The sequence below is a fragment of the Kushneria sp. EE4 genome, assembly GCF_977968315.1.
The window spans coordinates 1,964,278-1,981,663 of sequence record NZ_OZ386212.1 but is presented as its reverse complement, the minus strand read 5'-3'; the positions used below and the strand labels follow the sequence as shown (position 1 = coordinate 1,981,663).

Annotated in this window: 12 protein-coding genes; 6 read left to right on the top strand and 6 right to left on the bottom strand. The window is 63.7% G+C overall.

The genetic code is table 11. The features are described from left to right. Positions 1-71 precede the first annotated feature (71 nt). From ACXMYO_RS09085 to ACXMYO_RS09075, 3 genes are all read right to left on the bottom strand, one after another. A complete protein-coding gene (locus ACXMYO_RS09085; RefSeq protein WP_457808488.1) occupies positions 72-1,703 on the bottom strand; it encodes a gamma-glutamyltransferase family protein in 1,632 nt (543 codons plus the stop codon). A gap of 68 nt (positions 1,704-1,771) precedes the next feature. After that, on the bottom strand, positions 1,772-2,407 hold the full coding sequence (locus tag ACXMYO_RS09080; protein ID WP_438764184.1) for an IMPACT family protein: 636 nt from the start codon (positions 2,405-2,407) through the stop codon (positions 1,772-1,774). A 1-nt stretch (position 2,408) separates the two neighbouring features. After that, positions 2,409-2,897: a S24 family peptidase gene (locus ACXMYO_RS09075; protein ID WP_438764183.1), complete on the bottom strand. Its 489-nt coding sequence runs from the start codon at positions 2,895-2,897 to the stop codon at positions 2,409-2,411. Positions 2,898-3,195: 298 nt separating this feature from the next. Here ACXMYO_RS09075 and smc point away from each other — a divergent pair, with 298 nt between their 5' ends. The 4 genes from smc (at position 3,196) to ACXMYO_RS09055 (ending at position 10,701) form a co-directional block, all read left to right on the top strand. Continuing rightward, on the top strand, positions 3,196-6,696 hold the full coding sequence (gene smc / locus ACXMYO_RS09070) for a chromosome segregation protein SMC (protein WP_457808487.1): 3,501 nt from the start codon (positions 3,196-3,198) through the stop codon (positions 6,694-6,696). Positions 6,697-6,917: 221 nt separating this feature from the next. Next, entirely contained in the window at positions 6,918-8,210 is a 1,293-nt protein-coding gene (zipA, locus tag ACXMYO_RS09065; protein WP_457808486.1) for a cell division protein ZipA, read from the top strand. 158 nt (positions 8,211-8,368) lie between these two features. Then, entirely contained in the window at positions 8,369-10,429 is a 2,061-nt protein-coding gene (gene ligA, locus ACXMYO_RS09060; RefSeq protein ID WP_457808485.1) for an NAD-dependent DNA ligase LigA, read from the top strand. Next, positions 10,426-10,701 carry a YheU family protein gene (locus ACXMYO_RS09055; RefSeq protein ID WP_457808484.1) on the top strand — a complete coding sequence of 92 codons (276 nt, stop codon included), beginning with the start codon at positions 10,426-10,428 and terminating at the stop codon, positions 10,699-10,701. Before ligA ends, ACXMYO_RS09055 begins: the two co-directional genes overlap by 4 nt. Positions 10,702-10,774: 73 nt before the next feature. On the opposite strand, the gene ACXMYO_RS09050 is transcribed toward ACXMYO_RS09055, so the two are convergent. Then, complete coding sequence (locus ACXMYO_RS09050) at positions 10,775-12,088, bottom strand: 2-hydroxycarboxylate transporter family protein (RefSeq protein WP_457808483.1); 1,314 nt, start codon at positions 12,086-12,088, stop codon at positions 10,775-10,777. A gap of 353 nt (positions 12,089-12,441) precedes the next feature. On the opposite strand from ACXMYO_RS09050, the gene ACXMYO_RS09045 reads away from it, so the two are divergent. Then, on the top strand, positions 12,442-14,103 hold the full coding sequence (locus ACXMYO_RS09045; RefSeq protein WP_457808482.1) for an ATP-binding protein: 1,662 nt from the start codon (positions 12,442-12,444) through the stop codon (positions 14,101-14,103). A 52-nt stretch (positions 14,104-14,155) separates the two neighbouring features. Continuing rightward, complete coding sequence (locus tag ACXMYO_RS09040) at positions 14,156-14,863, top strand: response regulator (protein ID WP_438764177.1); 708 nt, start codon at positions 14,156-14,158, stop codon at positions 14,861-14,863. Here ACXMYO_RS09040 and mnmC read toward each other — a convergent pair. Next, a complete protein-coding gene (gene mnmC, locus ACXMYO_RS09035) occupies positions 14,860-16,890 on the bottom strand; it encodes a bifunctional tRNA (5-methylaminomethyl-2-thiouridine)(34)-methyltransferase MnmD/FAD-dependent 5-carboxymethylaminomethyl-2-thiouridine(34) oxidoreductase MnmC (protein WP_457808481.1) in 2,031 nt (676 codons plus the stop codon). The two genes, ACXMYO_RS09040 and mnmC, sit on opposite strands and share 4 nt — an antisense overlap. 194 nt (positions 16,891-17,084) lie before the next feature. After that, complete coding sequence (locus ACXMYO_RS09030) at positions 17,085-17,384, bottom strand: YciI family protein (protein WP_457808480.1); 300 nt, start codon at positions 17,382-17,384, stop codon at positions 17,085-17,087. Positions 17,385-17,386: the final 2 nt, after the last annotated feature.

The window sequence follows — 17,386 nt, the reverse complement described above, 5'->3', positions numbered from 1 at the left end:
CGCGTATTCTGGCAGGATCCCTGTCCCTGAAGTTGATGCGACAGCGACGCGGGGCGTGTGTCATGTCGGTGCTACAGCACAGCGATGGCCGAATCGGTGCGCGGCTCGGTGCCGCCACACAGGATACCGGTGACCGGGTCGCGAAGGATGATCTGACCCCGGCCGAAGCCTGTCGGATCAAAGGCGTAGTCGATCTCGTGACCGCGCAGCGCCATCTCGCGCAGCAGATGGACCGGATAGCCGTGCTCCACGCCGATACGGCGAGCGCCGGTCCACTGCCAGCGCGGGGCATCCAGCGCCGCCTGTGGATTGAGACCGAAATCGAGCAGATTCATGACCACCTGCATGTGCCCCTGAGGCTGCATGAACCCACCCATGACGCCAAAGGGCCCCAGCGCCTGGCCGTTTCGGGTCAAAAAGCCGGGAATAATGGTGTGAAAGGTTTTCTTGTTGGGCGCCACCACGTTGACATGATCAACCTCGAGGCTGAAGCCGTGTCCGCGGTTGTGCAGCGCAATGCCGGTTTCCGGCACCACGACCCCCGAGCCGAAGTTGTGATAGTTGCTCTGAATGAACGAGACCATGTTGCCGTCACCGTCGGCCGTGGCCAGATAGACCGTCCCGCCGGCATGGGGCGCGCCCGGGCTCGGGTCCATGGCCGTTTCGGTAATCTTTTGGCGGCGGCTTTGGGCGTAGCGTTTGCTTAGCAGATCCTCGATACGAGTGGTCATGTGCTCGGCGTGAGTCACGAAGGCATGGCCGTCGGCGTAGGCAAGCTTGATGGCCTCACACTGGCGGTGCAGCACGCTCAGGTCGTCCCGGCTGTGTAGATCATCAAAGCCTTCCATGATGTTAAGCCCCATCAGCGCCACGATGCCCTGACCGTTGGGCGGAATCTCCCACACGTCCACGCCGCGGTAGTTCACGCTGATCGGATCCACCCACTCGATTTGATGCGCCGCCAGATCGGTCGCGCGTAGATAGCCGCCGGTGGCGCGCGAAAAGGCATCGATCTTCTCGGCCAGTTCGCCACGATAGAAGCTCTCGCAGCGCGTTTGTGCCAGTGATTCAAGCGTTTCGGCGTGACGTTCGCTTTTAAACATGTCGCCGGGCCGTGGGGCGCGGCCCTCGGGGGTGAACAGCGAAAACCACTCTTTCGTGGCGGCATCGGTAAAAATCGGGCGAAAGCGCTTTTCGGCGCGGCGCCACTGTTCACTGATCGCCGGCGACACCGGAAAACCTTCACGGGCCAGGCGGATCGCCGGTGCCAGCAGGTCCTCGAAGGCCAACCTGCCAAAGCGCTCGGACAGCGCCGCCCAGGCCGACGGCGTGCCGGGCACCGTGACCGGCGTCCAGCCATAAAGCGGCATCTGCTCGTGACCGTCATCAAGCACGGCGTCGCGGGTCAGCGCGCTCGGGGCGACGCCGCTGGCGTTGAGACCGTGCAGCTGGCCGCCGCCCTCGTCGTTTTGTATCCAGACCAGCGCGAAGGCATCTCCGCCGATACCGTTGCCGGTGGGCTCGACCACGGTCAGCGCCGCGGCGGTGGCGATGGCGGCGTCCACGGCATTGCCCCCGAGCGCGAGAATATCGCGTCCGACCTGAGCGGCCTGAGGCTGGGAGGCCGCGACCATGCCGTGGCGGGCATAGGTGGCGCTGCGACAGGAGGGGTAGGGGTTCTGGTGTGAAAAGGCGTGATGCATGAAGGCTCCCTTTTGGGATTGTTATCGATCAAACGACAGGTCCTGCAGCGGGCGTCTGCCGGCGGCGCTCAGGTCAAACAGCCGGGCGCTTCATCGTGACAGACCAGACGCCCCTTGAGACGCGAGTTGAGACCCTCGAGATCGGGAGTGCGATCCATCGGCCAGGCAAGGCCAAGCGTCACGCCAGTGGCATCGTGCAGCGCCTGATCGATGGGCGCCTCGTTGAGCTCGGCCCAGCGGCGCAGCTCGTGTTCCAGCGCAAAATCCGTGGTCAGCCACAGCGGTCGGCGCGTGACGTATTCCTGTGTGGGAAGGCTTTCAAGGGCCTGAAGCAGCGCCTTCGAATAGGCGCGCACCAGCCCACCGGTGCCCAGTTTGGTGCCGCCAAAGTAGCGGATGATGACGGCGCCGATCTGCCCGAGACCGCTGCCCTCAAGTACCTGGTACATGGGGCGGCCGGCGGTGCCGCCGGGTTCGCCATCATCGGAAAAGCCGATGGCGTTCTGCTCACCCGGCGCCCCGGCAATAAAGGCCGAGCAGTGATGCGAGGCGTCGGGGTGATCCAGGCGCGCCTGCTCGATCAATTGCTGGGCCTGCTCGGGCGTTGCGGCATGCGTCACGCGCGCGATGAAGCGGCTTTTTTGTACCTCGAGGCTCTTTTCATGAAAGCCTGCAGGCTCAAGGCGGGGAATCGAGTAGCGCATGTCAGGCGGCAGTAACGGGTGTGCCTGCCGGACGACGGGCCACGCCCATGACCAGCCCCAGCACCTGAATGTCGTCATTTTTCAGATAGATCGGCGGCATGGTGGTGTTGGCCGGCTGCAGGCGCACGCCCGATTTATCGATGTAGACCTTTTTGAGCGTGACTTCCTGGTTGTTGATCAGCACCACGGCCGTTTCGCCATTTTCGGCGGATTCAAGCTTTTCGATAATGATGATGTCGCCATCATGGATGTTGCAGTCGATCATCGAATCCCCCCGGACCCGCAGGGCATAGGTATTGCGTCGCACCATGCGCGAGGGGATGCGTACCGTCTCATCATCGGCGCAGGCCTCCATCGGCATGCCGGCCGAGACGGTCCCGAGCAGTGGCACCTCGACCAGCTCGCTGGCGTCGATCTCCTCCCAGGCATCCTCGACCAGCGGAATGTTGGGGGTGCGGTGCAAAAAGCGTGGCTCGGTATGGGCTGACATAAGGCAACTCCCTGAAGGGGTATCCGATGGGCTGACACACGACCGGCGATACAGGATGTGTCATCACAAGGATAGCGTGACACGACCATTACCCTGAAGGGGAAGTATGCAAACAGTGTCACGGGGGACTCTGCCAGGGTAACCGAAACCCTACGATGGCGGTCGCCGTTGACATGGAGAAAGACCGCCAATCGTAGTAGAGTGGCGCGCTTTGCCGCGGCGCTGCCCGAGGCCCGCGACGCCTTTTGTCGCCGCCCGGCATTCGTTGAATGATCTGTTCCCGGAGCCCTTCACTGGAATGCGCCTGACATCGATCAAACTGGTCGGATTCAAATCCTTTGTCGACCCGGTGACAGTCCCCTTTGATAGTGACATGACTGCCATCGTCGGACCCAACGGCTGTGGCAAGTCCAACGTCATCGATGCCGTGCGCTGGGTGATGGGCGAATCCTCGGCCAAATACCTGCGCGGTGAGTCGATGGCCGATGTCATCTTCAACGGCTCGACCGGACGCAAGCCGGTCGGCCAGGCCTCGATCGAGCTCACCTTCGACAATCGTGAAGGCAAGCTGGGCGGGGCCTGGTCACAGTACGCCGAGATCGCCGTGCGCCGTCTGGTCACCCGCGACGGGCAGTCCCAGTACTTTTTCAACGGCCAGAAGTGCCGCCGTCGCGATATCGCCGATCTTTTTCTGGGCACCGGTCTCGGGCCGCGCTCCTACGCCATCATCGGCCAGGGCATGATCTCGCGGCTGGTCGAGGCGCGCCCGGAAGAGCTGCGCGCCACGCTGGAAGAGGCCGCCGGCATCTCGCGCTACAAGGAGCGTCGCCGCGAAACCGAAAATCGCATGCGCCGCACCACCGAAAATCTCGAACGCCTTGATGACCTGCGCGAGGAGCTCGACAAGCAGCTCGAGCGACTCAAGCGCCAGGCCGAGGCCGCCAGACGCTACCGCGAGCTGAAAGGGCGCGAGCATCGCCTCAAGGGCGAGCTGGCACTCATCCGTGCCCGGGCCCTTCGCGAGCAGCAGGGGACCCGCGAGACCCGGGTTCGCGAGCTGGAAAACAGCGTCGAGCGCAACGTGCTGGGCATGCGCGAAAGCGAAAACCGCCTTGAGCAGTCCCGCAGCCAGCACGACGCGCTGGCCGAGACGCTGGATGCGCGCCAGCGCGCCTTCTATGACACCGGCGCGGCCATTGCCCGTCTGGAGCAGCAGCTTGAAAGTGGCCGGGCCCGCGAACAGCAAAGCCAGGCCGATATTGCCGCCATCGATCGGGACCTGACCGATCTGGCGCGTCTGGCCGGGGAAGATGACGTGCGCTATCAGGAGATCACCGCACGCCTTGAGGCATTGACCCCCGAACTTGAAGCCGCGCGCGAAGCACTCGAGATGGCCGAGGCCGGTCTGGAAGAGGCCGGTGAGCACGAGCAGGCGGCGCTCGAGGCGTGGGAGGCGTTCAGCGAACAGCATCAGCACGCCACCCGAGGCGCCGAGCGCGCCCAGAGCGAGGTTCAGCGTCTTGAGGGAGTGATCAATGACCTCAATGCTCGTATCACTCAGCGTCAGAAACAGCGGGATGAGCTGCCCGAGCAGGCAGCGCTTACTGAAGCGCGCGAGATGGCCGCCGAGCAGCTCACGGAGATGGATCTCGACATCGAGACGCAGGAATCACGTCGGCTTGAACTCAGACAGGGACTGGATGACGTCGAGACCCGACTTCAGTCACTGGGTGAGGCCCGCGATGATCATAACGCCCGGCGCAGCGCCCTGCAGGGGGAGCGCGCCTCGCTTGAGGCACTGATCCGTGCCGCACTGGACAGCGGTGACGAGGCGCTTGATGCCCACCTTGACGCCCATGATCTGGATAAGACGCCGCAGCTTGCCGAACGCCTTCAGGTCGAGGCCGGCTGGGAGGGAGCAGCAGATGTGGTGCTCAAACCCTGGCTTTCGGCCCGAATCACCGACAGGCAGCGCGCGCTGCCGGCCCTGCAGTCGCTGTCAGGCGGCGTGCTGACGCTCGTTGACGATACCCCGTCGGCTGCCTCGCCACCGCCTGGTTCGCTGGCGGCTTGCGTTGCCGGGGCCGAGGCGCTTGGTGATGTGCTGGCACGCATCAAAACCGCCGAAGACGATGACAGCGCCTGGCAGGTGCGCGAACAGCTGTCGCCCGGAGAAAGTGTCATCGCCCCGTCCGGGCTCTGGCTGGGCCGCCACTGGGCCCATCGTCAGATGGGCGATGAGCAGACCGGCAGTGTCGTGGTCAACCGTCAGCGTCGCGACCGCATCGATGTCGAGCTTGCCGAGCTGGACACGCAGATGGCCCATGACGAGGCGCAGATTACCGAGTGTCGCCACCAGCGCACCCAGAACAGCGATGCTCTCGAGGCGCTTTACGCCCATCAGCGTCAACAGCAGCAAACGCGTCAGAAGCTGGCGCTTGAAGAGTCGCAGCTGGGTACCCGGCTTGAGCATCTGCGCAGCCGCGACAGCGAGCTGGAAGAAGAGCTTGCAGGTATGGCCGAGCAGCTCGAGACGCACCGGCTCAACCTTGAACGGGCGCGCGAGCAGTGGGACCAGGCACTCGAAACCGTTGAAAACAACGACGCCCGGCGCCAGGCGCTTGAGCAAAGGCGTCGCGAAACCCGCGAGGCGCGCGAGGCCGTCAACGTACGGCTGGCGCCGGCGCGTGAGACCATCAATACGCTGGAGCTTGAGCGGCAGCGGCTGAGCACCGAGCTTCAGGGCATCGAGGGCCAGCGCAGCCGTGCCGGGGATCAGCGCGCGCGTCTTGAAGAGAAGCGCGAGATGCTGCAGGCGCAACGTGAAGAGGCGCTCGAACCGCTCGAGATGCTGCGCGAATCCCTCGATGAGTCACTGCATCAGCGCACGCGTGAAGAGCAGCTGCTCAACGAGTGCCGCGACGAGGCCACTGCCCTTGGCAACGCCATGCGAGAGCTGGAGCAAAAACGCCAGGGACACGAACGCGAGCTTGAAACCCTGCGTGAACAGCTTGAAGCCGAGCGCATGGATGTCCAGGCGCTGCGCCTCAAGGCCGAGGCCCAGGAGCAGCAGATCGTCGAGCTCGGTCACGACAGCGCAACCCTTGAAGAAGGGCTGGCCGCCGGCGCCGCCGAATCGGTCTGGCAGGAGGAGCTCGAGTCGGTCAGCGAGAAAATTCGTCGGCTGGGGGCGATCAACCTGGCGGCCATCGAAGAGTATGAGCAGCAGCTTGAGCGTCGTGACTATCTTCAGGGTCAGCATGCCGAGCTGACCGAGGCGCTGGATACCCTGAACCAGGCCATCAGAAAAATCGATCAGGAAACGCGCACGCGCTTCAAACAGGTCTTTGAAGAGGTCAACGAGCGTCTGGACGAGCTGTTTCCGCGCGTGTTCGGCGGCGGGGCCGCCTGGCTGACCATGACCGGCGAGGACCTGCTGGAAACCGGGGTCGCCATCATGGCCACACCGCCGGGAAAGAAAAACAGCACCATCCATCTACTCTCAGGCGGAGAAAAGACGCTGACGGCGCTGTCTCTGGTGTTTGCGATTTTCCAGCTCAATCCGGCACCCTTTTGCATGCTCGACGAGGTGGATGCGCCTCTCGATGACGCCAACGTGGGGCGTTACGCAAAACTGGTTCGCGAGATGTCGCAAAACGTGCAGTTTATCTACATTACACACAACAAGATTGCCATGGAGGCAGCGGACCGCCTGATGGGCGTCACCATGCAGGAACCGGGCGTTTCTCGTCTGGTCTCGGTGGGCGTGGAGGAGGCCGCCGAACTTGCACAGGTGTGATGTCATCGGCAAACGCTGGACGGGTCCTGAATGCCGGGGCCTGGCCGCGGGGACTTTCGCAGGGATATAATCGAAGGGCGATTGCGCACTATGCGTCGTTGACGTCATATTGCTGTCATCGGACGACAACTTTCACGCCGTGAAAGACATTCGTCCATTTATTCGAAAGGCGATCGCGCCATGTCCGGGTTTGGCATGGTGCCAACAACAGGCATGATTACATGGAATTGAGAGAGTGGCTCATTATCCTGGGGCTGGTTCTCGTCGCCATTATTCTGGTGGACGGTGTACGGCGCCTGCAGCGGCAGCGACGGGGTCTACGCATGGATCTGTCGCGCGATATCGACACCAGCGCCCCGGCACGTGACCCGGAAGATATCGAGCGCGAGGAGCGCATGAACTGGGAGCTGCCCAACGGCGGTGCCCGGGTGGTCTCCCGGGGCGAACACGAGTTCGATGATCGCTTCGATGCGCCCGACATGGAAACGGCGCCGGATCGGGATATCGACCGCGATCATGACGAGGACATCGATGATGAGCGGCCGGCGTATCGCTCGCGCGAAGCACGAGACGACTCGCGTGACGTTGAGGAACCTCTCGATCAGACCCGGGAGAAGGACGACGCCATGGACGAGCTGCCGCCCCGGCGCCGTGACGAATTTGCCCGGCGCCTGAAATCGGCCTTCCCGTTTGGTCAGGGCCAGCGCAAGCCGCGTCAGAGTGCCCGTCAGGACGCTCCGGCACGCCACAAGGCGCCGACCCTGCCTGAACGTCCGGCCTATCGCGACGACGACCTGGACGATGACGACCCGCTCTTTGCCCGCCGCGACCGGCGTGAGCCGCCGCCGGCAGAGCCTGAATTCGATCGTGACGAGGCTGGTCGTGATGAATTCGGTCGTGACGAGTTCGAGCGCGATGAGGAAATCGCCTCGCGCCATGAGCCCGGGTTTGAGGAGATGGCGCCGTCGCGCGATCAGTTTGACAGCGCACGCTGGGCGTCACGCCATCCGGTGCTCGAGCGGGCAGCGCGCGGCATGATCGAAGGCGAATCGGCGCGTACCGCGCTGGCGGACGCCGAAGAGATTGTGGTCATCAGCGTCATGTCGCGCGATGAGGACGGCTTCCACGGTCCCGACCTGCTTCAGCTGGTGCTCGCCTGCGGCCTGCGACTGGATGACCGCGGTGTCTTCCATCGCTTCGAGACCGAATCCAGCGAGAGCCCGCTGCAGTTTTCGATGGTCAACGTCGTCAAGCCCGGCACCTTTGATCTGGAGGTCATGGAAGAGGACGCCACGCCCGGCGTGACCTTTTTGATGCCGATGCCCAGCGCCGAATCCTCGCGCGAGGCGTTTGAAGCCATGTTTGAAACGGCCATGGTGCTGGTGCGCAACCTGGGCGGCGAGCTCAAGGACGAAAACCACAGCGTCATGACGGCCCAGACCGTCGAATTTGCCCGTCAGCGCGTCCATGAGTTCGAGCGACGCTGGCGGCTGCATCGTCATCAGGTGCAGTAAGGGTGCTGAAATATCCGTACGTTTCACGGGGGCCTTCGGGCCCCCTGATTGTTTCAGAGCGCTGCCCATCAGGCGCCTTTCGAATTGATGCATGCTGACCCCTGTTGCCGCTGCCGGGCGTGATCCGGTGGCCATGTCAAACGGAACGAATCACTGCCATGTGCGCAAAAGAAAATGCAGTCCCCGTGACCGATGAAATCGCCTCGCTTCGGGCACAGCTCGAGGAGGCCAACTACCGCTACTACGTCGAGGATGCACCGGGTATTCCCGATGTCGAGTACGACCGCCTGCTGCGCAGGCTTCAGGAGATCGAGGCCGAGCATCCGGCGCTGGTGACGGCGGATTCGCCCACGCAGCGCGTCGGCGCACCACCTGCCGCGGGCTTTCCCGAGGTGCAGCACGCCGTGGCCATGCTGTCGCTGGATAATGCCTTTGATGAGCAGGAGGTGCGCGCCTTTGCGCGTCGGGTTGCCGAGCGGCTGGAAACCGATGAGCAGGAGATCGCCTTTTGCTGTGAGCCCAAGCTGGACGGGCTGGCGGTGTCGCTGGTGTATGACAACGGACTGCTGGTGCAGGGCGCGACTCGAGGGGACGGGCGAACCGGTGAGGGCATTACGGCCAATCTGCGCACGCTCAGATCCATTCCGCTCAGGCTGCGCGGCGATAATGTACCCGGGCTTCTGGAAGTGCGCGGCGAGGTCTACATGAGCCACTCCGGTTTCGAGGCGCTCAACGACGAGGCCCGCACCCGGGGCAGCAAGGTCTTTGCCAATCCGCGCAACGCCGCCGCCGGCAGCCTGCGCCAGCTCGACCCCGGCATTGCCGCGGCCCGGCCGCTGGAGTTCTGCGCCTATCAGGTCGCCCGAATTGACAATGATTATTTAAAGCCGAGCCACTCGGCGTTGATGCGCGAGCTGCGTGAACTGGGCTTTCGCACCAGCCCCGAGATTGATGTGGTCACCGGTGCCGATGGTCTGGTCGATTTCTGTGATCGGATGGGCAAGCGTCGCGAGGGGCTTGATTACGACATCGACGGCGCCGTACTCAAGGTCGATGACCTGCGCGCCCAGCGCGAGCTCGGCTTTGTCTCGCGCGCCCCGCGCTGGGCCATGGCCTTCAAGTTCCCGGCTCAGGAGCAGACCACGGTTATCCGCGATGTCACCTTCCAGGTGGGGCGTACCGGGCGATTAACGCCGGTGGCCCGTCTGGAGCCGGCTCAGGTAGCGGGGGTGACGGTTTCCAACGCCACGCTGCACAACATGGATGAGATCGAGCGCCTTGATGCCCGCATTGGCGACACGGTGATCGTTCGTCGGGCGGGCGATGTCATTCCACAGATTGTCAGCGTGATTCAGGATGCCCGCCCCGAGGATGCGCGCGTGATCGAGATGCCGGCGCAGTGCCCGGTGTGTGACTCCAGCGTCGAGCGCGTCGGCGACGAGGTGGATGCGCGCTGCTCGGGTGGCCTGTTCTGTCCGGCCCAGCGCAAGGAGGCGCTCAAGCACTTTGCCAGCCGTCGGGCACTGGACATCGACGGGCTGGGCACCAAACTGATCGACGCACTGGTCGAGCGCGAGTGGGTGAAAACGCCCGCCGACCTGTTTCGTCTCGAGGCCGAAAGACTGGCCGAGCTGCCGCGAATGGCGCAGAAATCGGCCGATAATCTGGTGGCCTCGCTTGAGCGCTCACGACACACGACGCTGGTGCGCTTTATCTACGCACTCGGGATCACGGAAGTCGGCGAGGCCACTGCCAATGCGCTGGCACAGCACTTCGGCGAGCTGCATCGGGTCATGGACGCCTCACAAGAGACGCTGGAAACGGTCGCCGATATCGGTCCCGTGGTGGCAAGCCATATCCACAGCTTCTTTGCCGAGGCGCATAATCGCGAGACGATCGAGGATCTGATCCGGGTCGGCGTTGACTGGGAAGAGGTCGAGCTCGGCGAGCGCGAACAGCCGTTGACCGGCCAGACCTGGGTGCTGACCGGTGCCCTTGAAGCGTTGACGCGCGATGAGGCAAAAGCGCGGCTGGTGGCGCTCGGCGCGAAGGTCAGTGGCAGCGTCTCTAAAAAAACCCATGCGGTGGTGGCCGGCGACGCCGCCGGCAGCAAGCTTGAAAAGGCCCGTCAGCTGGGCGTGACGGTCATGGACGAGCCGGCCCTGCTGGCCTTTCTGGGCGAGCATGAAACCCCCGATTTATCAGAGAGTGCCTCATGAGCAGTGGACGATTTATAGAAGTACCCTCGCGCATGCTGCCGCCGGATACGCTGGAGCGGCTGCTGGCGGAGTTTGTCACCCGTCAGGGCTACGACACCACCGATACCGGCGAGGGCGAGCGCGGCTGGATCGGCGAGGTGCGCGCCCAGCTCGAGCGCGGTGAGCTGTTGATCGTGCACGATCTACAGACCGAGCTGACCGAGGTCATGACGCTGGAGCAGTGGCGCGCCTTTGGCCGTCAGGTCGCCGATGACGAGGAAGAGGGCGATTAACGCTGTCAGATAGCGTCAGGGATAAAAAACGCCGCCCCGTGGGGCGGCGTTGTCCTTTTAGCGAGCGCCTGCGTCAGGTAAAGAGCAGCGGCACCAGGATGCTCGAGACCAGCAGGATCAGCGCGCCCCCCAGTCGTGAAGAGATCTGGGCAAACGGCATCAGCTGCATGCGGTTGGCCGCCGACAGTACCGCTACATCGCCGGTGCCGCCCATGTTGGCCATGCAAAGCCCGGCCGTGATGGCGGATTCGATCGGATAGAAACCCACCAGACGACCCACCAGACCCGCGCCAAAGGCGGCGCCGGCCACCACGGCGAAAACGATCAGCACGTAGGTAATGGAGATGGCATCAATGACCTGGCCCAGATCGGTGTAGGCGATGCCGATGCCGAACAGCAGGGCGAAGGTCCAGTTTCTGGCCACAAAGCGGAACCACTGCGCTGCCGAATCACTGACGTTGTCGGGCATCAGGCCGCTGATCTTGACCAGCGCGACCAGAATGATCATCAGGGCATAGGGGTGCAGCGGAATGAAGGTGCCCAGAATCTCGCCGGCAACATAAAAGCTCAGCGCGGCGACGACACCGATGCCCAGCTTGCCAAGCTCGGGCGTGGTTTCGCTTTCGTTGATTTCAACGCCTGGCATCATCTGGCCGTTGCCGGTCAGGGACGGCACGCGTTTGCCCAGACCGTTGAGCAGCCCGGCAATGATGATGGCAAAAACGTTGCCCAGTGCCAGCGCCGGCACCAGAATCGAAATGTAGTAGCTGGCCGGCTGGCCCAGAAGCTGCTCGTAGATCTGACTCAGCGGAACGGCACCGGCACCCATGCCGCCGCCCATGATGGGCAGGGTGATCACGACCACGGCGTCCTGGGGCGAAAAGCCCAGCAGCAGCCCCACGCCCATGGCAAACAGCGCGGCAAAAAGCACCGAGCACAACAGCGGCAGGGCAAAACGCGTGCCGACCTTGACCAGCACCTTCGAGTCCATGCCCAGAATGCTGCCGGTGATCAGCGCGGCAATGTAGAAGTTCAAAAAGCCGCCGCCCTGCATGAACGAGGCGACGTTGTCGCTGACGCTTTCAGGCAGCCACCCCAGATAGACCAGCGTCGCGGCGCCGAAGATGGCCAGAATGGCCCCGCCGCCCAGATAGCTTTTGACGATGGGCAGCCGGTCACCGACAAACCCCAGAAGCTCCCCGAGGACCATCATGGCCGCAAGGGCACCGATCATGCCGGTCGGCAGCGCGTCCAGCATCATGGCCACAATCAGTACGGCCAGAACAATGGCAAACAGGGGCAGTGATAGACCGAAGATACGCCAGGAGGCAAGGGGCGTTCCGGCGGCGGCGGGGTTGCTTGCCCTCGCAGTATCAGGCTGTGACATGGCAGTGACCTGTTGTATGTAAATCGAAAAACGGATGGGATAATGGGTCTGCTGTGTCAGGGCAGCCTTGTGATCGACGTCACACCTCCCTGACAGACCGGTGCGAGGATTACGGACGCGCCGGCCATGACCAAGTTTTATGAATTAAAGAAACCTTTTTGAAACTAATGAAAACACCGTGGCGTGTCCGCTCACAGCGCGATGCCTTGTGAAATAACACCAAGGTTTATTCATCTTTGGTCGCACCTGCCGTTGCGATGAAACAACAGCACCGGATCGCGTTTCGGCCCGGGAGGGTAGAGAATGCTCGATTGTGCACAGGATGCAACCCATGACAGGACAGGTCTTCGGACGTGAACGAACATCCCTGGCCGCGTAAATCGCCGATTCGCCTGAACACCCTGGCGGCGCTGCTGGCCTTTATCACCATCATGGCGTCGCTGATCGTGGCCTACACCGTGTTTGGCGATCAGCTCTGGCGCAGTATCACGCGGGTCCAGCAGGACCGCGTGGTCAACGTGGCCACCACGTTGTCCCGCAGCGATGAGGTAATCAAGGCGCTGCAGCTTGACGTGCCCCCGTCACCGGCGGCCGATATCGAGCAGCGCATGGAAACGCTGCGCGAGCTGCTCAACGTCAATTTCATCGTCATCATGAATGCCCGCGGCATTCGGCTGACCCACCCCAATCGAGAGTGGATCGGCCATCATTTTCGCGGCGGCGATGAGGGGGCGGCGCTTGCCGGAGCGCGCTACGCCTCGCTGGCGGTGGGCACGCTGGGCACCAGCATTCGTGGTTTCGCGCCCGTGCGCGATGACAGCGGCGACATCATCGGCGCCGTGTCGGTAGGGGTGACGCTGTCGCATCTGGAGCCCTTGCGCGCGGCCTCCCACAAGCGGCTGCTGTTTCTCTTTCTGGCCATTCTCGCCATCGGCGGGCTGGGCTCGGCGTGGCTGGCACGCACCATCCGCCGACGCCTGATGGGTATGGAGCCCGATGACATTGCCCGTTTGGTCGCCGAGCGCCGCGTGACGCTGGACGCCATCCATGAAGGGGTCATTGCCGTGGATGCCCGGGCACATGTGACGCTGATCAACCCCGCGGCACGCTCGTTGCTGGGCGATCTCAAGGCCCACGGGATCGAGCTGGGAGAGCGTCTCGAGGTGCTGCTGCCCGGCAGCGACAGCGAGCATCAGGTGCTCGGTGACCGGGCGATGATCAATCGCCGCATGCATCTGGGCGGGCGGGCCTTTCTGGGCAACTACCAGCCGATGATGGCCGATGGGCGACTGGTCGGTGCGGTGATGACCTTTCGCGACAGCCACGAGATGCAGGCGCTGGCCGAAGAGCTTACCGGCGTGCGGCGCTACGCCGAAGCGCTGAGAGCCACCACGCATGAGTTCAAGAACAAGCTGCACGTCATTCTGGGGCTGGCCCAGCTCGAGGACCTGCCGGCGCTGAGACAGTATCTTCGTGAGCTGGTCGACTACCGACACGCCGTGTCGGAATCGATCGTCGAGCGCGTGCGTGAACCGGTGCTGGCGGGCTTTTTGATCGGCAAGCAGAGCGAGGCCCGGGAGAAGGGCATTACGCTGAGCGTCGAGGCCGAGACGCCGATTCCCCAGGCCAGCGACGGCGCCACGGTGCATGCGCTGGTCAGCATCATCGGCAACCTTCTGGAAAATGCCTTTGAAGCGCTTGATGCCCGCGAGGAACCGGGCGTTGCCATCCACATGGCGCTGGAGTCACGCACGCTGTCGCTGCAGATTCAGGACAACGGCGCCGGTATCGAGCCCGAGCATCAGGCGCGCATCTTCGAGCACGGCGTCTCCACCAAGGGCGAGCGGCGGGGGCTGGGCCTTTTTCTGGTTCGCGAGCAGATCGACGCCGTGGAGGGCACCCTGTCACTTTACTCCTCGCCCGGACAGGGCACGCTGATCGAGGTCAGCTATCCCTATCGTCCTGCCAATGGCAGCGCGCACGATGACGCAGCGGGCGGGCGAACACATCAATGACCGAACATACCGGCTGGTCGGGCGGGTTCAAACGGTTCAAGAGCAACCACGCATGAGAGTACTGATCGTAGAAGATGACCCGATGGTCATGAAGCTCAACGTCGACTACCTCACAAGGGTCGGCGATATGCAGCTGATAGGGCGCTGCAGCGACGTCACCACCGCACTGGTGGTGCTGGAGCGCGAAAGCGTTGATGTGGTGCTGCTGGATGTGTATCTGGGCAAGCGCAGCGGCCTTGAGATCGCCGGCTGGCTGCGCGAGCGCGATATCGATACCGACATCATTTTGATCACCGCGGCCTCGGAAACCGAAACGGTACGCGAGGCGCGACGGCTGGGCATCAACGACTTTCTGGTCAAACCGTTCGAGTTCAAGCGCTTTCGCGAGGCGCTTGAAACCTGCCGGCAGCGCCGCGACGCGCTCGATATCCTCAGCGACCAGGTCGATCAGCAGACGCTGGATACCCTGTTTCGGGCCGACAGCAACGCCCCCCGGCGTCTCAACGGCCTGCCCAAGGGGCTGACCGCCCACAGTCTGGCCCAGGTCTGCGAGGCCATCCTGACCCTGTCGCAGGATGAGTTTTCCACCGAAGGGCTGGCCGAGGTGGCCGGCATGTCACGGGTGTCGATCCGCAAGTACCTCAAGTACCTCGCCAACCTGGGGCTTTTGACCGAATCCTTCGCCTACGGCCAGGTCGGTCGGCCCTCGTTTTCCTATCGCTGTCTGGACCGGGAAGCGCTGGAGCGCATCGTCAGCTAGTCAGCCGGCATCTCGCGACGAACGATGGCGCGAATTAACCGCCGCCCCGGATTGAGGTGATCCACCAGTGACTCGGGCAGCGGCAGGGGCTCTTCACAGATCCGCGAGGCCAGCAGCTCGGCGATCAGCGGGGCGCTGACCAGCCCGCGCGAGCCATGGGCCAGCGACACCCACAGCCCTTTTTGATAGCGCCCCGGCACGTCCGGCACGCGAGTAGCATCAAAACCCAGGCCGGCGTAGGCCTTTCGCCAGTACTCGACCTGCGGCACGCCCCCGGCATAGGGCGACTTGTCGGGGCTGGCGCAGCGAAGCCCGCTGCGCGAGGGCAGCGCCGGTGCGTTGTGCAGGGCGCGCGCCAGCTCGGGCAGGGTGCGATCCAGCTCGCCGAGATTGAAGGCGTCGTCCTCGTCGCGCAGCGACAGGTCACAATCGTTGGGCGAAAACGAGGCGCCCAGGCTCTGCACACCGTCCCACGCCGGCGGGGCATAACCGCCGGCACACACCACGCAGCGTGGCGACAGCGCCTGCGCCGTCTCATCGAGCCGGTAGTGACTGACCTGACCGCGCACGGCCTGCAGCGGCAGAAACTCTGATGTCGACAGCCTTCCGGCGCCTTCTGCGCAGGCCAGTACCACATGATCGGCTTTCAGGCAGGTGCCATCGCTGAGCGTCAGCACATGGCGCGTGTCTTCCTGATGGATCGTCTCAAGCGCGGCCAGGTGCTGCGTGATACCGGGCGTATCGGCCAGCTGGGCGCAGAGTCGGTCCGGACGCACCCAGCCGGCATCGGCATAGTACAGGCCGTGCTTTACGCCCTCGGCCAGTGCCTGACCGGCAATCCGCCCGGCCTCGTCACGACTCACGCCACGCACCACGCCCTCGGGCAGCTGCCAGTGCTCGAGACAGCGCCGCTGGCGCGCGGCTTCCCGGTCGCTGGTGGCCAGCTGCAGCACGCCGGTCGGGTGCCACAGCGCATGCTCGGGGTCGATCCGATGCAAAAAGCGCTGGGTGTATTCAAGCGCGGCGAGATAGAACCGGCTCTGGTCGTTGACCTCGGCTGCCGGGCGAATATAGAGCGCGCCCTGACAGTTGCCCGAGGCGCCGCTGCCGGGCGGGTTCGGGTCAATCAGGGTGACGCGTCGTCCGCGCCGCGCCAGCGCGTGGGCGAGGCTTGTGCCGGCAATGCCGGCACCGATCACGGCGATATGATCGTCACCTCCGGCCGGACGCGGTGCCTCATCGATATGCCAGGGCGTCAGGCGCCGCCGGGTCTGCTGACGTGGATGCATTGACGGCGGTGTCGGCATGTGACCGCCAAGCATTTCGCGCTTGCGGCCGAACCCCGGCATCTTGCGGATCTCGAAACCGGCCTGGCGGAGCCCGCGCTTGACCACGCCGGCACAGGTAAAGGTGGCAAACGTTGTGCCCTCGCGGCTGGCACCGGCCAGCGCGGCAAAGAGTCTCTCCGACCACATGTCGGGATTTTTGGACGGCGCAAAACCATCCAGAAACCAGGCGTCCACCCGGCCTTCCAGCTGTTCAAGGCTCTCGGCGGCGTCACCGAAGTGCAGATCCAGCGTGATGCGCTCGTGCAGCACCACACGATGGATGCCGCGCAGGGCCGGGGGCCACTGATCCACCAGAGCGCGGACAAGATCGGCGAAGTCCTCATGGTGGCGCAGGGCGCGTGTCAGGTCTTCGCGCGTGAACGGGTGCTGCTCGGTGGAGACGACATGCAGGCGGGTATCATCGGGTGCCCGGGCCAGAAAGTCGTGGGCGGCACACAGCACGTTGAGACCGCTGCCAAAGCCGGTTTCGCCGACGACAAAGGGGCGGGCCTGATGCCAGTCGTGCCAGCGACTCGCAAGATGGTTGCCGGCCAGAAAGACATGCTCGGTTTCGCGTCGACCGTCTTCACGCGAGAAATAGACATCACCGTAGTCGACGGCTTCAGGGGCGTTATCGTCGCGCCAGTGAAGCTGCGCCGGCTGCAGGGCGAAAGGGGGCCGGAAAGGATTGGAAGACAAGGGACAATACCGAAGAAACGTCAGGGGTGATCAATTTTTGAACGATTTCTGGCAGGCCTGCCACCATCACGCTTTGCGCAATGTGTTCGCGGGGATCGCACAACGTTGTCACAGGCTTATCCACGCAGAGTGTGCATAACAACAAGGCTGTGGATAAGCGTGTACAAGCCCCGCGAACAGGGGCCTTTTAAAAATCAGGGCAGCACTTTTTTAAACGGACGGACGCTGACCTGTGAATAAACACCTGCCGCGACGTAAGGGTCGGCGTCAGCCCAGGCGCGAGCCTGCTCCAGCGAGTCGAATTCGGCCACGATCAGGCTGCCGCTGAAACCGGCATCGCCCGGATCAATGCCGTCCACGGCGGGAAAGGGGCCTGCCAGCACCAGACGCCCCTCGTCACGCAGCGCCTCGATGCGTGCCAGATGCTCCGGGCGCACGCTCTGGCGCGCCTTGAGGCTTTCATCCACATCTTCTCCGATGATGGCGTAGAGCATGC

Coding starts and splice junctions, on each gene's coding strand:
- ACXMYO_RS09030 (WP_457808480.1), bottom strand. CDS start 17,384: ATGCTCTACGCCATCATCGGAGAAGATGTGGATGAAAGCCTCAAGGCG.
- ACXMYO_RS09085 (WP_457808488.1), bottom strand. CDS start 1,703: ATGCATCACGCCTTTTCACACCAGAACCCCTACCCCTCCTGTCGCAGC.
- ACXMYO_RS09040 (WP_438764177.1), top strand. CDS start 14,156: ATGAGAGTACTGATCGTAGAAGATGACCCGATGGTCATGAAGCTCAAC.
- ACXMYO_RS09055 (WP_457808484.1), top strand. CDS start 10,426: ATGAGCAGTGGACGATTTATAGAAGTACCCTCGCGCATGCTGCCGCCG.
- ligA (WP_457808485.1), top strand. CDS start 8,369: ATGTGCGCAAAAGAAAATGCAGTCCCCGTGACCGATGAAATCGCCTCG.
- zipA (WP_457808486.1), top strand. CDS start 6,918: ATGGAATTGAGAGAGTGGCTCATTATCCTGGGGCTGGTTCTCGTCGCC.
- ACXMYO_RS09080 (WP_438764184.1), bottom strand. CDS start 2,407: ATGCGCTACTCGATTCCCCGCCTTGAGCCTGCAGGCTTTCATGAAAAG.
- smc (WP_457808487.1), top strand. CDS start 3,196: ATGCGCCTGACATCGATCAAACTGGTCGGATTCAAATCCTTTGTCGAC.
- ACXMYO_RS09050 (WP_457808483.1), bottom strand. CDS start 12,088: ATGTCACAGCCTGATACTGCGAGGGCAAGCAACCCCGCCGCCGCCGGA.
- ACXMYO_RS09075 (WP_438764183.1), bottom strand. CDS start 2,897: ATGTCAGCCCATACCGAGCCACGCTTTTTGCACCGCACCCCCAACATT.